Below are 20,918 nucleotides of genomic sequence, written 5' to 3'. Positions count from 1 at the left end.
GCTAAAAATTTGTAGGCTTTCAAAAGGAAAATGATGAAGGGTAGTGTTGTAATTATACCAACATATAACGAAATAGAAAATATAGAAGCTATTATCACAGCAGTGTTTGCTCAGTCTGATGACATTCACGTACTCGTTGTTGATGATAATTCGCCAGATTTAACACCTTTAAAGGTTAAGGAACTGCAAGGTGTATTTGCTAATCGATTGTTTTTGGAAGTTAGAAAAGAGAAATCGGGCCTTGGTACCGCTTATATTCATGGTTTTAGATGGGCTATCGATAAAAAATATGACTATATTTTTGAAATGGATGCCGATTTTTCACATAATCCAACCGATTTAATAAAATTATACAACGCTTGCGCGGAAGAAGGAGCAGGAGTATCTATAGGTTCACGCTATAAAACAGGTGTAAATGTCGTAAATTGGCCCATGAATCGTGTGCTAATGTCTTACGGGGCATCTAAATACGTGCGTATTATCACCGGAATGCAAATTCATGATACCACTGCTGGTTTTGTGTGTTACAAGCGCGAGGTGCTAGAAGCTATAGATTTAAACACCATTAAGTTTATTGGTTATGCCTTTCAAATTGAAATGAAGTTTAAAGCTTATTTAAAGCAATTTAAAATTATTGAAGTCCCTGTGATTTTTACAGATAGAACAAAAGGAGTTTCTAAATTAAGCGGCGGCATTATTTCCGAAGCTATTTTTGGAGTTATTACAATGAAACTAAAAAGTCTATTTAAAAAATAGGAAAGATTATGAAATTAAGAACGACACTTATTAAAAACGCTCATATTGTTACCGATGGAAAAACAATAAAAGGCGATATATTAATAGAGGGTAATTACATTAAAGAAATTAACGATTCTATAAGTGCAAAATCTGCCGATGTGCATGTATTAGATGCCGAAGGAAAATATGTTTTACCGGGAGCTATCGACGATCAGGTTCATTTTAGAGAACCAGGTTTAACGCAAAAGGCAAATATTGAAACCGAATCTAGAGCGGCTATTGCAGGTGGTATTACATCGTTTATCGAAATGCCAAATACCAATCCGCAAACTACAACTGTAGAAAAGTTAGAGGAAAAGTTCGATATAGCAGCTAAAACATCTTATGCTAATTACTCGTTTATGTTTGGTGGAACTAACGATAATTTAGAAGAAATTTTAAAAGTTGATCCAAAATCGGTTGCCGGTTTAAAGTTGTTTTTAGGTTCTTCTACCGGTAATATGTTGGTAGATGATCCAGCGGTTTTAGAAAATATTTTTAAAAGTACCGATATGGTAATTTCTGTGCATTGTGAAGACGAGGCTACCATAAAAAAGAATTTACAAGAACATATCGATAAATTTGGCGATGATATTCCATTAAAATATCATCCAATTATCCGTAGTGAAGAAGCTTGTTATATTTCATCTTCTAGAGCTATAGAATTGGCTAAAAAAACAGGTGCTAGACTGCATGTTTTTCACTTATCTACAGGTAAAGAAACAAACTTATTCAGTAATAAAATTCCTTTAAAAGATAAAAAGATTACAGCCGAAGTTTGTATACATCACCTTTGGTTTAGTGATGAAGATTACGATAAAAAAGGAACATTGATAAAATGGAATCCTGCGGTAAAAACTAAAGAAGATCGCGATCAACTTTGGGAAGCTTTACTAGACGATCGTATCGATGTTATAGCAACAGACCATGCGCCACATACTATAGAAGAGAAAAATAACGTTTATACAAAAGCACCATCGGGCGGACCATTAGTGCAACACGCTATACCTGCTATGTTAGAAATGTACCATAAAGGAAAAATTTCTATTGAAAAGGTTGTCGAAAAAATGTGTCATAATCCGGCTATTTTATTTCAAGTCGAAAAACGTGGTTATGTAAAGGAAGGTTATTTTGCCGATTTAGTTTTAGTAGATTTAAATAACCCATGGACGGTTAAAAAAGATAATATTTTATATAAATGTGGATGGTCTCCTTTTGAAGGCGCTACCTTTAAATCTAGAATAACCCATACGTTTTTAAATGGAGCTTTAGTGTACCAAAATGGTAAGTTTAACGAGGTAAAAGCAGCAAAAAGATTAACTTTCGATAGATGATTTTAAACCGATTTTCAACATATTTAAGCATCATGCTATTGGTAACAGCTTGTTATCAATTTAAAGCGCCTAAAAAGCCTAAGAATTTAATTTCTAAGGAAAAAATGGTCGATATTTTAATTGATGCAAAAATAGTAGGTTCCGCCAATATGGCTAATAAGCGTATTATGGAAAGCCATGGTGTCGATTTAGAAACCTATGTGTTTAAAAAACATAATGTAGATAGTTTACAGTTTGCAGAAAGCAACGAATACTACACGTTTAATATTGAGGAATACGATGAAATTTACCAAAAGGTAAAAGACAGTCTAGAAGCCTTAAAGTTGTTTTATAAAGACGTAGAGAAAAAAGAAGAAGCCGAAGTTGCTAGAAAAAGAAAGCAAGATTCTTTTCAAATGCTAACCACATTAAAAGATTCTATTTCTAATTTAAAACTTCATGATTCTATTAAAACACGTCTTCAAAAAGAAATTTTATTAGACACAACCTTGCTAAAAGAGAAGTTTAATAAAATTATAGAAGAAAATAAAACCGTTACCGACGATGTGTTGGAGAAAATTGAAAGTGTAGACCGCCAAAAACTTTCAAAAATAAAATCGAAATTAGTTAAACCTATTTCAGATAAAGACGTCCGGTCTCGCGAATAATATCATCAACAGCTTTAAATTCAAAATTTAAGGCTGTTTTTATTTTATCGCTATTGTACTGCGTATCGGTAGATAGCGTGCGCACCAAATTTCTCGTTAATTGCCTACGCATACCTGTAAGTTTAGTTTTGGCCCAATCTAATTGCCAACCTATATTTAGTAACCAACTTGATGCTAGTTTTTTAGGTGGTTTCCCATTAACAGCTGTCGCTAAAGTTTCTAAAAAACGTTTGTAAGTCCAATGTTCTGCCACCAAAACAAAACGTTCATTAGCAATGTCGCTATTCATTAAAGTTGTCATAGCGCGTACCACATCATTAACAGTAACTAGAGCAATAGTTCCCGAGGTGTAAAACGGAAACCCTTTTTTAGCTTTTTTAAATAAATTACCGGTGCCATTGTCCCAAAAACCAGAACCTAAAATAACACCAGGATTTACAATTACAGCATCCAAACCTTCTTGAGTACCGCGCCAAACTTCCATTTCGGCACCGTATTTAGTAATAGCATAAGCATTATTGTCTGCTTCCGGATTCCAAATGGTTTCCTCGCTAACAGGCTTGTTGTTTAACTCGCTGCCTAAAGTCGCAATCGAGCTTACGTAGCAAAGTTTTTCAACTTTTTCCGATAAGCATAAGTTAACAATATTAGCAGTCCCGTCAATATTTGTACGCCTTAAAAGATGGTATTTATTAGGCTCGAAAGACACAAAAGCGGCACAATGATAGACGTGGGTAATCCCCAAAAAAGCGTCCAACAATGCAGGAATATCCAAAAGATCAGCCTCCACCCATTCTATCGAATCAAAAAGCAATTCAAAATCAGTATCCAAAGACTCAAATACATTTTTTACCAACGGCAACCTATGTTCACTCCTATAAATTGCTCTAACTTTTTCGTTTTGTTTAGTCAATTTATACAGCAAATGCGCACCAACCAAACCTGTTCCTCCCGTTACTAATATCATGCAACTAAAGTAATAAATATTTAATCCAAAGCACTTATTTTAGTATAATTTGGGCAATTTTATTTTGGCTTTTAATGGCCAAAATAAACCGCGCTTTCCGCTATATCTTTTTGCAAAGCAATCCTGAACTTGTTTCAGGATCTGTTCAATTCCAAAGAAATTTCAGTTAAAAATTAAAGCATAGCCTATTTAAATGCTTTACAAAAAGGATGCCGCTGCAATCACTATCGCGTAAAGTTCTGCGACCTATTGAATAGTAATGCAATTAAACTTGCATGGCACTCATTATTTTCTCAACCTGTTCTAGATCAGAATTTAATACCTGAAGTTCAACTTCACAAGTAGGTACATAATGCATTAATTGCGTTGTAAACTCGTTTTTTAAGTAACAGGTAATACCTTCAGATTCTAGTTTGCCTTTTAGTATAATTAAATCCGAAGCTAAGTTCGATTTTTTAATGGTTGTTAAGCTCATTTATTTTTTTGGTATTAATTTTAACGTAAAATAATAACACCTTATCATTTAAAATAAAGTGTTATTTCATAATAAATAGAATTATTTTTATACAAGGTCAAACCAAATTAATCCACATGGTCTTTTTCAAAATACCACCATAAACTAGAATCTATAGACGATTTCATTTTGGTAATATCGGCATGATCCTTTAAAACTACGGTGATATTTTCGCTAACTCTATTTTGTCCGATACTTTCTGTAATTTCAATGGTTTCAATCTCATTAAAATGTTCTAAATGCTTTTTAATTCTAGAGTCTAACGATTCATCGCTCAAAAAAATCTTGATAGCTTGCTGGTTCGGGGAATTTCTAATTTCAGATCTAAACGGTAGCATAGGCGTAAGTATTAAATTAAACATTAAGGAATTGCAAACGCAATACTCTAAAGTTAATGATTTATTCAATATCTTTCAGTAAAATTATTAAATTAACATTGAATGAGTATTATTTTAACAGAAATGTTATTTAAACTGGAGAAGTGTGTTTCTTCTAAAGATAAAAAGAGTAGCCAAATTTCTAAATCTACCATAGGTTGGCATTTAGATCATGCCCTAAAAGTGATTAATTCGGTAAGTGAGCAAGCTATAGATTCTAATCCCGAAACTTATAAATCGAACTTTAGTTTTATGCGTGTAGTTTTATTTAAATTAGGTTTCTTTCCTAGAGGTAAAGCTAGAGCACCAAAATCAGTAAGACCTCCAGAAACGATTGTAGAAACAGAAATACATAATCAGTTACAAGTTGCTAGAACGCATATTAAAAAACTAGAAACGCTTCCGGAAAACGCTTATTTTAATCACCCTATGTTTGGCATGCTTAATAAAAAACAGACTGTTCGTTTTTTAGAAATCCATACCAATCATCACTTAAAAATTATACGCGATATTTTAAAATCATAAAAAAAAGGTTCTTAGAAATGCTTTCAAAGAACCTTTTTAATTAAAATTTAAAGTGATTTATTCTAATAATTTCAACTTTGCTAAATCGTGGAAATAGAAATTCTTTTCATCATTCATAGAAACAAAAACACCATTCGGAAATTTATCACCTAAAGCCACTGTTGTAACATCGCAACCATCGGTTTCCAAAGTGCCTAAATTTAATTCCTTAATAAAAGCATTTGTTTTTAAATCGAAAATACAAAACGTATGTGCTTGTTGGTTAGATACTATTAAAAACGATTTGTCGGCGTATTTTGCAATAGCAATACCTTCAATGTCGCGCTCAAAATATTCACCTCCAAAAGCATAAATTTCTTTATCTCCTTGCGATGGCTCAGCGTGATACTTGCGAATACCGTGCATTTCATCAGAATAATAAACCATACCTGTTTCGTTATCTACAGCAATGGCTTCTATTTCTTTTTTACCACTAAAAGTTCCAAAGGTTCTAACTAGTTTTGAGTGTATACCTAAACTATCTGAAGTTAATAAGTATTGATGTAAATAGCCTTCTTTTGGTCCGTTTTTACGTCCAACAATAGCGTAGATATCATTCGTTTTTGGCGATTTATAAAGCGCAATACCCATTGGAGCATCGAACTCTGGCGTAGTTTCATTTTCAAAAACAGGAAAACCACCGTTGTCTAAAGGTTTCATATCTGGCACCGAATACAAACGGATGGTTTTGTTTTCTCTTTCCGTAAAGGCGATGATATCGGTTTGTGTAGAGTCGTTAAGTTTAAAACCATATTCTAAATCGATATTGTTTGGTCGTTTTATGTTTCTAATGGTTTTGTTTTCTATAATTTTTCCGTCTAAATCAAAGGCGTAAATAGCACCATTGGTTTCTTTATCTGTCCCGAAAATGATACTTTTTGAGGCATCGTTTGGGTTTACCCAAATGGCAGGATCATCAGTATCGTGCAACGTGTTTTCTGTAATAACATCTGGTGCAATTTCTGGGAATTGAGTGCCGCATGCAGTTAATAATGTTAAGCTTCCTAGTAATATTATTTTATTGTAATTCATTATGTTTAGTTTCTTTTAAATAGATCGTATTTTAAGCCAAAAGCTAAGCGTTGTCCATAAGACTCAGACTGCATAGTTCTCGATTTTTCACCTTGATAATAACGTAAAGCCTGGTTTGTTATGTTATTTAAACTTACGTAAATACTTAGATTTTTGTTGAATTTATAACCAGCGTTAAAATCTAAGAAAAATTGTTTGTCGTAATAACGGTCTTCAAAAGCACGACCGCCAATTTCATCTACATAAGCTCCTGAATAATTACCAGAAAGCCTAGCGTTAAATTTTTTGTCTGCATATGCTAACGATGCGTTAAACATATTTGGCGCTGTATTTGGTAAATCTAAATCTGTACGTTCTTCGCCATCTTCATTTCTAATGCCATCTGCGCTAGATGATAAATGGGTGTAATTTAAGTAAACACTTAAGTTTCTTGCAAAACTTGGTAAGAAATCCAACTGACGTTGGAACGCAAATTCAAATCCTAAAATAGAAGCTTGGTCTCCATTGAAAGGTTGGTAAACTTCGTATTCATTTTCATCTTCATATTGAAAAACATAAATAAAATCTTGAATATCTTTGTAGAAAACACCTCCAGAAATAATACCGACAGATTTAAAATAATGTTCTGCCATAACATCAAAATTCATAGATGTTGTTGGATCTAGTTCTGAGTTTCCTAACTTAATTTCTTCATCTTCATTGTTTATTTCTCTAAACGGAACAAGGTCAATATAGTTTGGTCTTGCCAAAGTATTGGTCCATGCAAAACGTAGAACGGTTTGTTTTGTTAAGTCGTATTTTAAATGTAAACCAGGTAAAACATTGGTGTACGAGTTTTTATCTGTAACACTATTGTTTCCTTCAAAATCACCATCTTCATCAAAAATAATTTCGTTACCTGTGCTGTTAATACTGGTGTGCTCTAATCTAATACCAAGTAAAATGTTTAATTTATCGCTTACTTGTTGGCTTGTCATGGCGTAACCAGAAAATACATTTTCGTCGACGTCAAAGTTTGCTGTTAGGTATTCTTCTGGTAAGTCTTCAGCTTCAAATAAAGTAGCGTCGTTTAGATTTAATTGTCCAAGAAATTCGGTAGTTGCAAAAGACCCGATAGCATATTGATTGCCTGCTAAAAAATCTGGATTACTGTAATCTCTAGTTGGGATACCTCCTAATAGATCGAAGCTTGAGTCTTCTGGGCTATATTCAATAAAATCGTTATCTCTGTTTTTATTTTTCAATCTTGTTTTTACACCAAATTTTAATGATCCGTTATTATCGTCAAATAAGTTTAAAGGTAACTTGAAATTCGCCACAACGTTAAAGTCTTTTTCTTCGGTGTATTGGTTTTCTTCGGTTAATTCACCAAATTCAAAGCTATTGTAAAGGGCATCGTTATTGTCAACGGGAGTAAATAGAGGGTGTCTAGAGTCGTTGTTGTAGTTAATGGTATACTCACTTTCGTATTCTAGGTAGCGCTCGTTTAAACGCTCTTCAGAAGCTTTAGAGTAAGCTGCCATCCAATCTATTTGTAGTTTGTTAATTAAGTGTGCACCGCCAATATTGTAGTTTTGCATGCGTTGATCTTCTAATCTGGTGTTTTGGTTTCTATCGTTGTTAATACCACCTTTAGTTTGGCGTTTTGCTTCTATAGGGAACATACTTAAGTTACCACTAGAATCTACAGTAAAATCGCCTGAAGCAATATCTTCGCCGTCTAGAATTTCGTGCTCTAACCTAAATCTATTTTCACGATCATCTCTCCAATTGTAAATAGATTTAAAATAAATACTATTATTTTGATCAAGCTTATAATCTAAGTTAGCCGAAAAACTACGTCGTGTACGTTGTACAATATAATCTCTAATTTCAAAGGTTTTTGCATAAGGATTAACGTTTACCTCCTCTAAATTATCTTCGTCATCATTTGCGTTATATTCGAATTCATCTTCCCATTCGGCTTCAAAATTATGACTTCCAAAATCGTTGTCGTTAACCGAAGCAGAAAGCATCCATCCAAACTTTCCGTTATTACTTCTATTTCCTATTAAAAAAGAACCATTAAGTATTTTTTTATTCGAGATGTAGTTAACACCCGATCCGGCTGTAGCTGAAACTCGAAAACCTTCTGGAGACGTTCGGGTTACTAAGTTTACCGAACCACCTAAAGCATCGGCATCCATATCTGGTGTTACTGCTTTGCTAACTTCTATAAGCTGAATCATGTCTGCTGGAATTAAATCCATTTGTACATTTCGGTTGTCACCCTCGGCGGAAGGTATACGGCTGCCATTTAAAGTTACAGAGTTTAATTGTGGCGCTAAACCACGAACAATAATGTTTCTAGCTTCTCCTTGGTCTACTTGCATAGTAATGCCTGGAATACGTTTTATAGCGTCTCCGATGTTGGCATCTGGAAATTTACCAATTTGATCTGTAGAGACTACATTGGTGATGTTTTGTTTGTTTTTCTGTGCATTAAGCGCTTTTGCTTGTCCGCTTACATAGCTTGTAATAGTTACGCCATCTAGTTCTAATGCTTTTGGAGTAATAGTGAAGTTCAAAGTTGAAGTTGCGTTTGGTTTTACATTAACTTCCGCGCTACTATCATCATAGCCAATATATTTTACTGTTACGGTTTGGTTACCAGCAGGAACTCCAACAAGTGTAAAGTTTCCGTCAACATCGGAAATTGTTCCCTTTTTTAAAGATTCAATTATAATATTACTAAAAGGTACTTTTAATCCATCGCTATCTGTAATAACACCTTGAATATTACCTTCTTGTGATATTCCTGTCAACGAAAGTAGTAGTGTTATTATTAAAATTGCATTGTTTTTTCTCATGATTATTGTTAGTTATTTTGTCTCGACGAAATAATAAAAATGAGAATGAAATTGGATTATGCTTTTTTTAAATTAACGTTAACTGTGTAGAAGAAAATACTTTAGTTTAATCTGTAGTTAACATTAAAAAAACATTTAGAAAATATTAATTTTTGTCAACGCAAAAACCCTTTCTGGAAACAGAAAGGGTTTTAATTTTATTAAGAAAGTTAGTTTCTAAGCTTCGAAAGCTTCGATAGAAACGTAAGATTTGTTATCTTTTTTCTTAGTAAATTTTACTAGACCGTCAACTTTAGCATGTAAAGTGTGATCTTTTCCTTGGTATACGTTTTCACCTGGGTGATGCGTGTTACCACGTTGTCTTATGATAATGTTACCAGCAATAGCAGCTTGTCCACCAAATATCTTAACGCCTAAACGTTTCGATTCTGATTCTCTACCATTCTTCGAACTACCAACTCCTTTTTTATGAGCCATGATCTAAGGTTTTATATTGTTATACTTAAGTGATTTAGCAATTAAGCTTTACCACCATCTAATTCGTCTTGCCATTTTTTCAACTCATCCCATTTACCATCAGCAGCTAATTGAGCTTGTGCTGGCCATGTGTCAGTTACGTGGTTACCACGAACATCAGCGATGATTTCAGAAATTTTTGAAGCTTCAGTTTTTGCTAATTCAGCAAATGTTGCAATTCCTGCAGCAGCTAAAGTTTCAGCGATTTTTGGTCCAATACCTTCAACTTTTTTCAAGTCGTCTGCTTTACCTTTGGCTTTTTTAGCAGCTGGCTTAGCTTCGGTTTTTGGTTCTGCCTTTTTTACTGGTGCAGCTTTTTTTGCTCCAGAACTAGCAATACTTTCAATTACGATTTCCGTTAAAGATTGACGGTGACCATTTTTTACACGGTAACCTTTACGTCTTTTCTTTTTGAAAACAATAACTTTATTGCCTTTAAGGTGTCTTAAGATTTTAGCACTTACTTGTGCTCCATCTATAGCTGGGGCGCCTACAGTTACATTGTCACCATCTGCAATTAAAAGAACGTTATCGAAAGAAACTTCCTTACCTTCTTCTGTTGCTAAACGGTTAACAAAAACTCTTTGGTCTTTTTCAACTTTAAATTGATGCCCTGCTATCTCTACAATTGCGTACATAGCGTAACGTTTTTATTAATTAATTTGTTTATAAAATGTGCTTATTTTGTCCATAAGCGGGTGCAAATATACTGCTAATTAATTAATTTACAAACGATTTATTCTTTTTCAGGCATATTTCGGCTTATTTTAAAGCGTTGCATGATTACAAAGGCTGAAACTACTGTTGTTGCTAAACCCATTACAGCAACTATAAATGTGATTAAACCCGCATTAATGTTGAAGTTCCCGTTCATGGAATTTGTGAGTTCGGGTAAATAATTTAGATCTATTTCTGTAGAGTAAATTAAAAAAAAAGTTGTAAAAATTAAAGTTGCTATAACCCCAGTGAATACTCCTGTTTTAAAACCTTCACCATAACTAAAACTGTTAATGTTTTGTAGCTTACTCAGTCGTATTACTTCATATATGCCAAAACCAGTAATTACAGAATTGAATAAGCTAAATAAAGGATTTTTGTGTAAATCGAATAGTCCCAACACCAAGAAATATGCAATTAATACAGCACTTGTTACGAGTCCGAATCTAAGTGAGAGCGATATTTTTTTCATGGTTTTTATAGTTTAGTTCTTTTCAATTTCGTGAAAATTTGTGATTTATCATAATATTTAAATGTTTTTTGACTGTAAATATTGTAATCAGTCTGTTATAAGAATCATAAAAAATCTCAATTCTATGCTCTAAATAACAAGGATTTAGTAATTTTGTTATTCCATAAACTTAAAAAACTAGTTATGAAAATGATAAAGAATATTTTAATGCTTGTAGTGGTTACTATTTTTGCATTTAGTTGTAAAAATGAAGCTAAAGCTGAAGTTAAAACAGTTGAACACGCTAGTGAGGCTGTAGCTCAATTAGATCCAAACGCAACTTATGCTAAAGCAGAATTTACTATTGAAGGTATGACTTGTGCTATGGGGTGTGCTGCTACTATTGAGAAAAAAATAGCAAAAATGGAAGGTGTAAAATCTTCTAAAGTTGATTTTGATAAAAAATTAGCAATGGTAGAATATGATGAAGCTAAAGTTTCTCCAGAATCTCTTACAAAAACAGTAACAAGTGTTGCTGATATTTATAGCGTAAAAGATATGAAGACTGTAGATGCTTTTTCAGCAGGAAAAGAAACTGCAAAAGCATGTGAGCCAGGATGTGAAAAATCTTGTTGTACTGCAGGTTTAAAAGAAGGAGGGAAAATGAGTTGCGCTGCCGATTGTAAAGAAGCTTGTTGTGCTAAAAAAGCTTAACACTTTTACTAAGTAATATATTTTAAACGCTTTGTTTTTTTAAACTGAAGCGTTTTTTTTATTTCCATTTTATACTTTCCATAATGCGTTTCATGTCATTTTGTAAATAGTGAGCTGCTGGAAGTATGGAGTCGTAATTAGGTTTTGTTTTAAAATAAAGTGAAGCTGTTAAGAAATGATTGATACTATCTGTAATGTAAAACTGCGCGGGGGAGGCAACGTTTCCTTTTACTTCAGAAAATAAGCCGTAAACCTTTCGGTCGTTGTTTTCATATGGATAAGCGGGGATTTCATCAGCTTTTTTGGTGTGCTCCAGTGTTAGTTTTTGTGCGTCTTCAATAAAATCAACCAAGTTGTTTTTATCCTTTTCAATAGCTTTATAAGTTAAAAAAATGGTGCCTTTTAATGTTGAATATTCAATGTTTAGACCATAACTTTCCGTTGAAGCACGTAGTGGTTTTACTTTAATTTGTTCAGCTAAAGCATTTGTTTCAAACGTAAAAGGTAGCGCCTCTAAGTGTGTATTAGAATAATTTGGTTCAGGATACTCTAAGCTTAAAAAAGCTTTGGGTTTTGGTATGTAATCTTCATTACAAGATAAGCACGCTATGGCTAAAAAAAACGCGTAAAACTTTTTCATAATTATGTTATTGTAAACTTAACGAGTCTTATTCTTTTTTTATCTAAAGCCTCAATAGTGAAAACGTAATTTTTAAAATTTATTTTACTGTTGAGCTTCGGAAAACTTCTTGAAATCTCTAAAACAAAGCCGGCAACTGTTTCTGCTTCACCTTTATGGTCTTCAAAAATAGTTTCATCTTCAATTTTAATAATTTTATAAAAATCTTTTAAAGCTGTTTTGCCTTCAAAAACGTAATTATTATCATCTAGTTTGGAGTATTTTAAATCTTCATCGTCAAACTCATCACTAATATCTCCAACTATTTCTTCAATAATATCTTCTAAAGAAATTAAACCCGAAGTTCCACCGTATTCATCTACAACAACGGCTAAATGGACTTTTTTCTCCTGAAATTCCGCCATCAAATCATCTAGCTTTTTATTTTCAGGAACAAAAAATGGCTCACGGATTAAGGTAGCCCAATCAAATTGTTTTCTGTCTATAAAAGGTAGTAAATCTTTAACATAAAGGATGCCTTTTATATTATCTATATTATCTTGGTAAACAGGAATTCTAGAATAGCCGTTTTCTACAATTTCTGGCATAATATCCACGTATTTTTGATCAATATTAAGAGCGAAAATATCTATTCTAGGCCGCATGGCTTGTTTGGTGTCTGTATTTCCAAAAGATACAATACCTTGTAGAATGCGTTGTTCTTCTTTAGTAGTATCTTCTTCGCTAGTAAGTTCTAGAGCTTGCGATAATTGATCTATACTTAAATTCGATTTCTGCCTACCTAATTTACTGTGTATGGCTAATGTTACACTGCGCATAGGTAAACTAATAGGTGAAAGCAAAACATCTAGAACTCTTAACGGATAAGCCATAAAGCTGGCGAATTTTAAGTTGTTTCTGCTGGCATAAATTTTTGGTAAAATCTCGCCAAATAATAAAATTAAGAAGGTTACAATGATAACTTCTAAAGTGAATTTTAAAACGGGGTTTGTTATGCCTTCAAATAAACTACTGCTTAGGTAGGCGAATAAAATAACAACTGCAATATTTATAAAATTATTGGCAACTAAAATAGTGGCTAATAGTTTTTTTGGACGTTCAAGAAGTTGTAAAATAATTTGAATACGTTTAGATTTCGCTTCCAAATCGGCTTCAATATCAGATTTTGATAATGAAAATAAAGCGACTTCGGCTCCAGAAATAAGTGCAGAGCAAAATAAAAGTAAAAATAATAATAAGTATCCTAAGGCAACAGAAAAATCTATTGCTACAAATAAACTGATTAAACTTGTGGGGTCAGGATCCAAGAGCTTGAGTTTTAGTTAAACACAGGGTTCTCGAAAAAGCATCGAGAATAAAATTAAAATGGTAAGTCGTCATCGGCGTCTTCAATAGGTTTACTTGCTGGTTGCGGACTAGCTGCAGCAGGTTTTTGTTGTGTTGCTGCGTTGTTAGCATTGCTTTCACTTTCTTTTTTAGTTGAAAGAAAAGTGAAATCACTGCATTGTATTTCGGTAGAGTATCTATCGTTACCCTTTTCGTCTTGCCATTTTCTGGTTTTCAAACGGCCTTCGATATATACTTTATCGCCTTTGCTTAAATATTTTTCGCAAATTTCTGCGCCTTTATTTCTTACAACAATATTATGCCAGTCGGTGTTAGTAACGCGCTCATTGGTTTGCTTGCTAACATAGGTTTCGTTAGTTGCTAAAGGAAAACGACCAACACAGCCGCCACCTTCAAAGTAGTGCATTTTTACTTCGTCGCCCAAATGCCCAATTAGCATAACCTTATTTAATGTTCCAGACATAATTTCTTGTTTTAAGAGAAAGCAAAAATAGATAAATAATTCCTATTTATCTTTATTTAAAATCAACCGAAGTAGATCGTAATTTTTGCAAAAAAGTATTTTCTATTCCTTTTTCTAAAATTAATAAAAAAATATTGTTTGTGTGTATTAATTAGTTAAAAATTAAAAGCTTCAATAAAGTCACCAATTAAAATAGGGACAGCAAAATCGCGAATGTTTTCCATAGGAATACCATTTATAGGGAGTTTTCCAACATTAACAATCCAAAATTGAGTGTAAAGATGTTGGTGCGATAATTTGTGCACAATAGCCTCCTTATTATATAGGAGTAATTCAAATTGTTGATTTGCGAGTAATTCGTGTGTTTTTATTAAGCTTTTAAAGCTTTTTGGATCTACAGTACTTTCCGTTTCAACTAAAGGGAATTGATATAAATTTTGCCAGATGCCTTTGCCTTGGCGCTGTTGTAAAATAGTTTGCTCATCTTCAGAAATAAAAACTAAAAAATTGAAATGCTTTTTTTTAGCCTTGGCCGATTTAATTTTTACTGGTAACTCGCCAATTAAATTTTTATTAAAAGCAATGCAGCCTTTACTAAAAGGACATACACTACAATCTGGGTTTTTTGGTTTGCATTGCGTAGCACCAAACTCCATAATAGCTTGGTTGAATTCTGCAGGCTGCTTCTTGTCTATTAATTTTTGTGCAAGTAATTTAAATTCTTTTGCGCCTTTACTGGAGTTTATAGGTGTCGAAACACCAAAATAGCGAGATAGTACTCTGTAAACATTACCATCTACTACAGCCTCAACTTCGTTAAAGCAAATAGAAGCTATAGCGCTTGCGGTATAATCGCCAACACCTTTTAGTTTTAAGAGTTCTTTATAGGTGTTTGGGAAATTGCCATTTAAGTTGGTTGCTACATGTTTCGCTGTAGCGTGCAAATTTCTGGCTCTAGAGTAGTATCCTAAGCCTTGCCAAAGTTTTAAAACATCGTCTTCATTTGCGTTTGCTAAATCGAAAACGGTAGGGTATTTAGCGGTAAAAGCGTCATAATAAGGTAACCCTTGCTTAACCTGAGTTTGCTGTAAAATTATTTCAGATAGCCAAATGTAAAAAGGGTTTGTAGTTTTTCGCCATGGTAGTTCTCTCTTATTTATTGAGTACCAGTTAATTAAAATTTTTGAGAATATCATAATCGAATTTATAGCGGCTGCAAAAATAAACGTTTATAATCTTAAATTTTAATGAATTAGGTTTGAAATATTGAAAATTTAATTCCTATATTTGCATCCCTTTTAGAATTTATAGTAACATTAAAAATAATAGCAATAATGACAAAGGCTGATATAGTAGCAAAAATTTCTGAGAAGTTAGGAATTGAAAAAGGAGATGTTCAAGCAACTGTTGAAACATTCATGGAAGAGGTAAAAACTTCTTTAGAAGGTGGAGATAATGTATATTTAAGAGGTTTTGGTAGCTTTATCATAAAAACTAGAGCAGAAAAAACAGGTAGAAATATTTCAAAAAATACTACCATTAAAATACCTGCACACAACATCCCTGCATTTAAGCCTGCAAAAGTATTTGTAGAAGGCGTTAAAACAAATGTAGACGTAAAATAAAAACACAAGTACTGGAATCGCTTCAGTATTACAGAATTATTAATTTTAAAACACTCTATTTATGCCAAGTGGTAAAAAACGTAAGAGACATAAGGTAGCAACTCACAAACGTAAAAAACGTAGACGCGCTAACCGTCACAAGAAGAAAAAATAAATCAAAAAAGTAGTTAGATTAGCTACTTTTTTTGGTTTTAAAAAACAAACAAAGTTCTTTGAAATGAGTTCATTCAATTAAAAATAATGGACTCCACAGATTTATTAAAAAATCCTGTGAGTTTGGTGAAGCAATTTACCAAACCAAAATATTGTATAATCCATCTGTCTCGGTTTTTTCGAGGTGGATAAAAATTAACAAAATGGATAAAGAATTGATTATTCGATCTAGTTCCGAGCATGTTGATTTTGCCTTATTAAAAGATGGAAAACTTATTGAATTACAGAAAGATGAAGATGGTAACAATTTTTCGGTTGGCGATGTGTTTATTGCCAAAATAAGAAAAACGGTTCCTGGTCTAAATGCCTCATTTGTTAATGTAGGTTACGAGAAAGATGCATTTTTGCATTATCACGATTTAGGGCCAAAACTACCTTCACTTTTAAAATTCACAAAACGTGTAAGCACAGGTAAACTTAAAGATTTTTCTTTAAAAAATTTCCCATTTGAAAAAGACATCGATAAAGACGGTAAAATTGTCGATGCCTTAAAATCAAACCAATCGCTATTAGTACAAATAGTAAAAGAACCAATATCTACAAAAGGCCCTAGAATAAGCTCAGAGCTTTCTATTGCTGGTAGATATATCGTTTTAGTTCCTTTCTCAAACCGTATTTCTATTTCTCAAAAAATAGAAGACCGTGAAGAAAAAGATCGATTAAAACGATTGGTAAAAAGCATAACCCCTCCGGGTTTTGGTATTATTGTTCGTACAGTAGCACAAGGCAAAAAAGTAGCCGAACTGGATAAAGATTTACAAACATTGTTAGGTCGTTGGACCGCAATGTGTAAAAAATTACCGAAAGCACAACACCCCAGTAAAGTATTGGGCGAAATGAATAAAGCCTCATCAATTTTACGAGATATATTCAACGACACCTTTACAGGAATTACCGTGGATGATGAAACGCTTTTCGATCAAATTAAAGACTATTTGCAAGAAATTGCACCTAAAAAAGAATCAATCGTTAAATTGCACCAGTCCAAAACCCCGATTTTCGAAAAATTCGGCATCGAACGACAAATTAAAACATCGTTTGGTAAAACCGTATCTATGGCAAAAGGCGCCTATTTGGTAATAGAACATACCGAAGCCCTACACGTTATAGATGTAAACAGCGGAAACCGATCTAATAAAGCCAACAGTCAAGAAGACACAGCGCTAGAGGTTAACTTAATCGCAGCTACCGAAATGGCTCGCCAATTGCGTTTACGCGATATGGGAGGCATAATTGTAGTCGATTTTATAGACATGACCAATGCTGAAAACAGGCAAAAACTCTTCAATCACTTACGTGACGAAATGAAGGATGACAGGGCAAAACACAAAATATTGCCACCAAGTAAATTTGGACTAATACAAATAACGAGACAACGCGTTCGGCCAGAAATGAACATTAAAACACGAGAGGAAAATCCCGACGTAATAATTAATGGTTCCGAGGTAGAAGCACCAATAGGTATCGTGGAAAAAATTACTCACGACCTAGAAAGACTTATTAAAAAAGACTATAAAAAGTTGACTTTAAACACACATCCTTTTATAGCAGCCTTTATTACCAAGGGCTTTCCATCTATGCGTTCAAAATGGTTTTTTGAACACAAAAAATGGGTTAAAATTTTACCAAGAGATGCTTACACGTATCTAGAATACCATTTTTTCGATGAAGATGGTAATCAAATTAAATAATATAAAAAACCCTTACTAATATCTAGTAAGGGTTTTTTTATGCAATATATTTTGGGCGTTACCACAAGGGTCGGGCTTTCCGCAGTCGCTTTTTTGTGTTGCATAGGTGCAACCACACAAAAAGAGCTCCAACAATGCTCCAATCCCTAACGCAGTTTGTCGACTAAATTAGTTGCGTTTCGTTAATTTTTAGTACTTTACGGTAATCATGTTAAATATAATAATCTTTAATGTATACCTTTGCAGACCCCAAAAAAAACGAAATCTTACAAACTTAACCTCGCATGATACATTCCGTTTATAACGAAGAATTAAAGATTCTAGAAACTCAATTTAAAGACGATGTTAGTATGCACGACATCGTTGGTTACTTAAAATCTTTTCAAGAGAAAACAAGTTACCCAAGGCAATTAAGAACCATGGTCGATGCTAGAGACGCTACCTTTTCATTTTCATACAAAGCATTAAAATCCTTTAATAAAGTAAAAACAGAGTCTTTAAAATGCTACACTATAGTAGTAAGCGCTGTTGTAATAAACAGCCCCGCAACTGCCGCAATAAGCACGCTTTATGGTGCAATTGCTAGAAATAAAAAGTATAAATACAAAGTGTTTTCTACGCACGAGGCTGCTGTAAGTTGGCTAGAAGGCTTCGAGTTTTTAGACGAATAAGTTCCTTTTACGCCGTATAAAAAAACGGTTAATTAGTTTTCAACAAAGCCAATAACCTCGTAAGCTCTTGTGCCATCTACTTGTATTTTTTCGTAAAGCACATTGTTAAATTCGTAATATCTAGCACCATCGATAGTTACTTTTTCAACATCTTCAGGTAGTTCGTAAACTACAGTTCCAATTTCTGGAGTAATGACTTCATAGTTGTTATTTACCTTCACAAAATAAATACCGTTGTGTGCATAATAACTTCGGTTGTTAAAATTAACTCTTTTGTAGCCTACTGGAAGTGTTCTTATTTGAAAACCAACACTTGGTACAACTGGCAAATAACGGCCACCATTTAATCTAAAAAACTTATTGTTTGTATAGTATATAGAAACACCATTGTGCTTTATGGCTACAGAAGATTTTGGTATACTTCTAACCGATACTACTTTTCTTGTAGGTGTTTTGTAAGTGACTTTACTTCGTGAAATAGGCTTTGCCTTGGTTGTTGTTTTTGTTACGGTTTTAGTAACAGTTGTTCTTTTTGTGTTTTTTTTATTGTTTTGTGCGACACTTGTTGCTGAAAAACCTAATACTAATAAAAGGGCAATTGTTGTTTTTAATATAGTCTTCATGATATTTTTTTTAATGTTATTAATACCATTTAGACCATATAAAAACTCTAGTGTTTAATCGTTATATCGAGTTTAACATTTCTTTATCACATAAGGATATTGTATTATTAGCTGTTTTTGTGGCTTATTTGTTTGTCTGTTAGTGAAATAAAGTGCTTTTTAAGTTGTTATGTTTTTTACTCGAATAAAAGTTGAAGAGGCTTATTATTCTACGAAAAATATAGGTTCGTCTCCCTTCTGTGAGAGTTGATGCGTGTGGCGAACAATAAAATATAGAGCTAAGATGTAAAAAGCTCGATCTGCGTAGTAAACTGAATAGATCTTGTGGTAGTAGCCTGTAAAAGCACAAAGATCTGATAGTGCTAAGCTAAATGTTGCAAGCATGAAATACATAGATCGCTTAGTGTTTTCTTTAAAATTATGATTAACAGATAACGCACACATGGTTATTAATGAGGCTCCGTACATATAGAGTAACATTTCTTGAACATGATCTAAAAGCACGTATTTAATAGTGTGAATAATGTCGTATAGTTTGTAAACATTAAAAAGAATTAAAGCAACAAAAAAACTAATAACATATTTATTAAGGTTTTTTACCTGTACCTTTTTTATTATATAGCTAATTAGGGTAACATAACCTATTACAGTTACCATGGATGTGAGTTTGTTCAGTACAATGTTTTCATAGAATAGCATAAAGACATCAGAAACTACAAAACATAAAAAAGCAAACAGAAGTTTGTAGTATTTATAGCCTTTATTTATAAGAAATAAAATAAAAAAACTAATAGCAGTTGTAAGTCGCAATATCCTGCTTGTCTCAAGGTATTCGTGATATATAGAATAGGAGCTTACTAAAAGCAATATAACGGCAACTGTAATTAGTGTTTTAATGTTGAAACGCATTGGCTAACGTGAAATCTGGTACTGTGTTTAAACGGTTGTTAATTTATTGGAAATAAGTATAAAACACTACATAATTGTCATTCAAAATTGTTTTTTATATTCATTTTAAATAAAGATAAAATCTGTTTTTCTAAGTCAGTTGTTTATAAAAAGGAATTGTTTTTTACGGGGCGGGATTTGGTATCTCTGCATGTACAGCGTTTATTTGCTCTAAAATATCTTCGCTTAAAGTGATGTTAATAGTGTTTATATTTTCTTTTAATTGCTCTAGATTCGTTGCTCCAATAATATTACTAGTAAGAAACGGACGTTGATTAACAAAGGCAAGCGACATTTCTGCAAGCGACATATTGTTGTCTTCTGCTATTTTTAAGTAGCATTTTGTGGCTTCGGTAGCTTGCGGACTGCTGTATCTTGCAAATCTAGGGAATAGGTTAAGTCGAGAATTTTTAGCTTCGGTTCCCTTTATGTATTTACCAGATAGCACTCCAAATGCCATAGGTGAATAGGCTAGTAAGCCTAAGTTTTCGCGTATTGAAACTTCTGCCATGTCACCTTCAAAAACACGGTTTATTAAGGAATAGGCATTTTGTATGGTTGCCATTCTGGGCAAGTTATTAATTTTAGATTCTGTTAGGTAACGCATGGCTCCCCAGGCTTTTTCGTTGGACATACCGATATAACGAATTTTACCAGATTTGATAATCCTATCTAAAGTATTTAAAATCTCATTAAAATTATCTTCCCAAGCATCGTCCAGATTGTGTTTGTAGTCGCGTGTTCCAAAGTAATTTGTTTGTCTTTCTGGCCAATGTAATTGAAACAAATCTATATAGTCGGTTTGTAAGCGTTTTAATTCACCATTAACGGCATTGTGAATAGATTCCGGACTAAAACCAGTTGTACGAATGTGAGCTGTGTAATCGCCAACACCTGCAATTTTAGACGCTAAAATTACTTTCTCTCTGTGTCCAGTTTTTTTCAACCAAGTGCCAATAATTGTACTAGTTCTGCCTTGTGTATCAGCTGTTGCAGGAACAGGATAAAGTTCGGCTGTGTCAATAAAATTTACACCTTGTTCTAATGCGAAATCCAATTGTGAATGACCTTCAGCTTCACTGTTTTGGTTTCCCCATGTCATGGAACCTAAACATATTTTACTAACTTTTATATCTGTATTTGGAAGTGTTGTGTATTTCATGTGTTGTTTTAAGAGTGAATTTAATTTGAGAATTTAAAGATGAAACGGAGGTAGTTAGCCTATGTTTATCTTAATA

At 33.2% G+C, this 20,918-nt stretch carries 23 protein-coding genes; 8 read left to right on the top strand and 15 right to left on the bottom strand.

Annotated features, from left to right (window positions below; genetic code table 11):
• Positions 1-33: 33 nt before the first annotated feature.
• From DFQ06_RS09475 to DFQ06_RS09465, 3 genes are read left to right on the top strand one after another with little or no spacing between them, the layout of a single operon-like run.
• Positions 34-756: a polyprenol monophosphomannose synthase gene (locus DFQ06_RS09475; protein ID WP_042496458.1), complete on the top strand. Its 723-nt coding sequence runs from the start codon at positions 34-36 to the stop codon at positions 754-756.
• Positions 757-764: 8 nt separating this feature from the next.
• Positions 765-2,111: a dihydroorotase gene (locus DFQ06_RS09470; protein ID WP_074936870.1), complete on the top strand. Its 1,347-nt coding sequence runs from the start codon at positions 765-767 to the stop codon at positions 2,109-2,111.
• Positions 2,108-2,758: a DUF4296 domain-containing protein gene (locus tag DFQ06_RS09465; RefSeq protein WP_133967417.1), complete on the top strand. Its 651-nt coding sequence runs from the start codon at positions 2,108-2,110 to the stop codon at positions 2,756-2,758. Before DFQ06_RS09470 ends, DFQ06_RS09465 begins: the two co-directional genes overlap by 4 nt.
• On the opposite strand, the gene DFQ06_RS09460 is transcribed toward DFQ06_RS09465, so the two are convergent.
• From DFQ06_RS09460 to DFQ06_RS09450, 3 genes are all read right to left on the bottom strand, one after another.
• Positions 2,724-3,725, bottom strand: coding sequence for an NAD-dependent epimerase/dehydratase family protein (locus DFQ06_RS09460; protein ID WP_133967415.1), 1,002 nt, complete (start codon positions 3,723-3,725; stop codon positions 2,724-2,726). The two genes, DFQ06_RS09465 and DFQ06_RS09460, sit on opposite strands and share 35 nt — an antisense overlap.
• 265 nt (positions 3,726-3,990) lie before the next feature.
• Complete coding sequence (locus DFQ06_RS09455; RefSeq protein ID WP_042496465.1) at positions 3,991-4,200, bottom strand: putative signal transducing protein; 210 nt, start codon at positions 4,198-4,200, stop codon at positions 3,991-3,993.
• Between the two features lie 107 nt (positions 4,201-4,307).
• On the bottom strand, positions 4,308-4,601 hold the full coding sequence (locus DFQ06_RS09450) for a hypothetical protein (RefSeq protein WP_042502502.1): 294 nt from the start codon (positions 4,599-4,601) through the stop codon (positions 4,308-4,310).
• A gap of 78 nt (positions 4,602-4,679) precedes the next feature.
• On the opposite strand from DFQ06_RS09450, the gene DFQ06_RS09445 reads away from it, so the two are divergent.
• Positions 4,680-5,141, top strand: coding sequence for a DUF1569 domain-containing protein (locus DFQ06_RS09445; RefSeq protein ID WP_133967413.1), 462 nt, complete (start codon positions 4,680-4,682; stop codon positions 5,139-5,141).
• Positions 5,142-5,198: 57 nt separating this feature from the next.
• Here the strand turns inward: DFQ06_RS09445 and DFQ06_RS09440 are convergent, their stop codons facing one another.
• The 5 genes from DFQ06_RS09440 to DFQ06_RS09420 all read right to left on the bottom strand — a co-directional run bounded on the left by DFQ06_RS09440 (position 5,199) and on the right by DFQ06_RS09420 (position 10,766).
• Positions 5,199-6,212: a phytase gene (locus DFQ06_RS09440; RefSeq protein WP_052415196.1), complete on the bottom strand. Its 1,014-nt coding sequence runs from the start codon at positions 6,210-6,212 to the stop codon at positions 5,199-5,201.
• Between the two features lie 5 nt (positions 6,213-6,217).
• The gene (locus DFQ06_RS09435; protein ID WP_174564430.1) at positions 6,218-9,061 is read right to left on the bottom strand and encodes a TonB-dependent receptor; all 2,844 of its coding nucleotides are present in this window, start codon (positions 9,059-9,061) and stop codon (positions 6,218-6,220) included.
• A gap of 216 nt (positions 9,062-9,277) precedes the next feature.
• On the bottom strand, positions 9,278-9,538 hold the full coding sequence (gene rpmA, locus DFQ06_RS09430; RefSeq protein WP_074936881.1) for a 50S ribosomal protein L27: 261 nt from the start codon (positions 9,536-9,538) through the stop codon (positions 9,278-9,280).
• Positions 9,539-9,579: 41 nt separating this feature from the next.
• Positions 9,580-10,215 (bottom strand): 50S ribosomal protein L21, encoded by a 636-nt coding sequence (gene rplU / locus DFQ06_RS09425; RefSeq protein ID WP_074936883.1) that lies wholly within the window; start codon positions 10,213-10,215, stop codon positions 9,580-9,582.
• Between the two features lie 98 nt (positions 10,216-10,313).
• Positions 10,314-10,766, bottom strand: coding sequence for a DUF4199 domain-containing protein (locus DFQ06_RS09420; protein WP_133967412.1), 453 nt, complete (start codon positions 10,764-10,766; stop codon positions 10,314-10,316).
• Positions 10,767-10,955: 189 nt separating this feature from the next.
• On the opposite strand from DFQ06_RS09420, the gene DFQ06_RS09415 reads away from it, so the two are divergent.
• Positions 10,956-11,459: a heavy-metal-associated domain-containing protein gene (locus DFQ06_RS09415; RefSeq protein WP_235833517.1), complete on the top strand. Its 504-nt coding sequence runs from the start codon at positions 10,956-10,958 to the stop codon at positions 11,457-11,459.
• A 58-nt stretch (positions 11,460-11,517) separates the two neighbouring features.
• Here DFQ06_RS09415 and gldD read toward each other — a convergent pair whose 3' ends face one another.
• From gldD to mutY, 4 genes are all read right to left on the bottom strand, one after another.
• A complete protein-coding gene (gene gldD, locus DFQ06_RS09410; RefSeq protein ID WP_042502509.1) occupies positions 11,518-12,099 on the bottom strand; it encodes a gliding motility lipoprotein GldD in 582 nt (193 codons plus the stop codon).
• Positions 12,100-12,101: 2 nt separating this feature from the next.
• The gene (locus tag DFQ06_RS09405; protein WP_042502511.1) at positions 12,102-13,406 is read right to left on the bottom strand and encodes a gliding motility-associated protein GldE; all 1,305 of its coding nucleotides are present in this window, start codon (positions 13,404-13,406) and stop codon (positions 12,102-12,104) included.
• A gap of 53 nt (positions 13,407-13,459) precedes the next feature.
• Positions 13,460-13,909 carry a single-stranded DNA-binding protein gene (locus tag DFQ06_RS09400; RefSeq protein ID WP_074936888.1) on the bottom strand — a complete coding sequence of 150 codons (450 nt, stop codon included), beginning with the start codon at positions 13,907-13,909 and terminating at the stop codon, positions 13,460-13,462.
• A 155-nt stretch (positions 13,910-14,064) separates the two neighbouring features.
• The gene (mutY, locus tag DFQ06_RS09395) at positions 14,065-15,105 is read right to left on the bottom strand and encodes an A/G-specific adenine glycosylase (RefSeq protein ID WP_133967408.1); all 1,041 of its coding nucleotides are present in this window, start codon (positions 15,103-15,105) and stop codon (positions 14,065-14,067) included.
• A gap of 138 nt (positions 15,106-15,243) precedes the next feature.
• Here mutY and DFQ06_RS09390 point away from each other — a divergent pair, with 138 nt between their 5' ends.
• From DFQ06_RS09390 to DFQ06_RS09380, 3 genes are all read left to right on the top strand, one after another.
• On the top strand, positions 15,244-15,534 hold the full coding sequence (locus tag DFQ06_RS09390; protein ID WP_042496479.1) for an HU family DNA-binding protein: 291 nt from the start codon (positions 15,244-15,246) through the stop codon (positions 15,532-15,534).
• A gap of 356 nt (positions 15,535-15,890) precedes the next feature.
• Positions 15,891-17,438 carry an Rne/Rng family ribonuclease gene (locus tag DFQ06_RS09385; RefSeq protein ID WP_042502514.1) on the top strand — a complete coding sequence of 516 codons (1,548 nt, stop codon included), beginning with the start codon at positions 15,891-15,893 and terminating at the stop codon, positions 17,436-17,438.
• A 284-nt stretch (positions 17,439-17,722) separates the two neighbouring features.
• The gene (locus tag DFQ06_RS09380; protein ID WP_074936892.1) at positions 17,723-18,109 is read left to right on the top strand and encodes a hypothetical protein; all 387 of its coding nucleotides are present in this window, start codon (positions 17,723-17,725) and stop codon (positions 18,107-18,109) included.
• A 32-nt stretch (positions 18,110-18,141) separates the two neighbouring features.
• Here the strand turns inward: DFQ06_RS09380 and DFQ06_RS09375 are convergent, their stop codons facing one another.
• From DFQ06_RS09375 to DFQ06_RS09365, 3 genes are all read right to left on the bottom strand, one after another.
• Entirely contained in the window at positions 18,142-18,732 is a 591-nt protein-coding gene (locus tag DFQ06_RS09375; protein WP_133967406.1) for a DUF6515 family protein, read from the bottom strand.
• Between the two features lie 204 nt (positions 18,733-18,936).
• A complete protein-coding gene (locus tag DFQ06_RS09370) occupies positions 18,937-19,389 on the bottom strand; it encodes a hypothetical protein (RefSeq protein ID WP_074936894.1) in 453 nt (150 codons plus the stop codon).
• 415 nt (positions 19,390-19,804) lie between these two features.
• Positions 19,805-20,842 (bottom strand): aldo/keto reductase, encoded by a 1,038-nt coding sequence (locus DFQ06_RS09365; RefSeq protein WP_133967404.1) that lies wholly within the window; start codon positions 20,840-20,842, stop codon positions 19,805-19,807.
• Positions 20,843-20,918: the final 76 nt, after the last annotated feature.

The organism is Algibacter lectus, from assembly GCF_004368925.1.
GTDB lineage: Bacteria > Bacteroidota > Bacteroidia > Flavobacteriales > Flavobacteriaceae > Algibacter > Algibacter lectus.
This window is presented reverse-complemented; position numbering and strand designations above follow the sequence as displayed.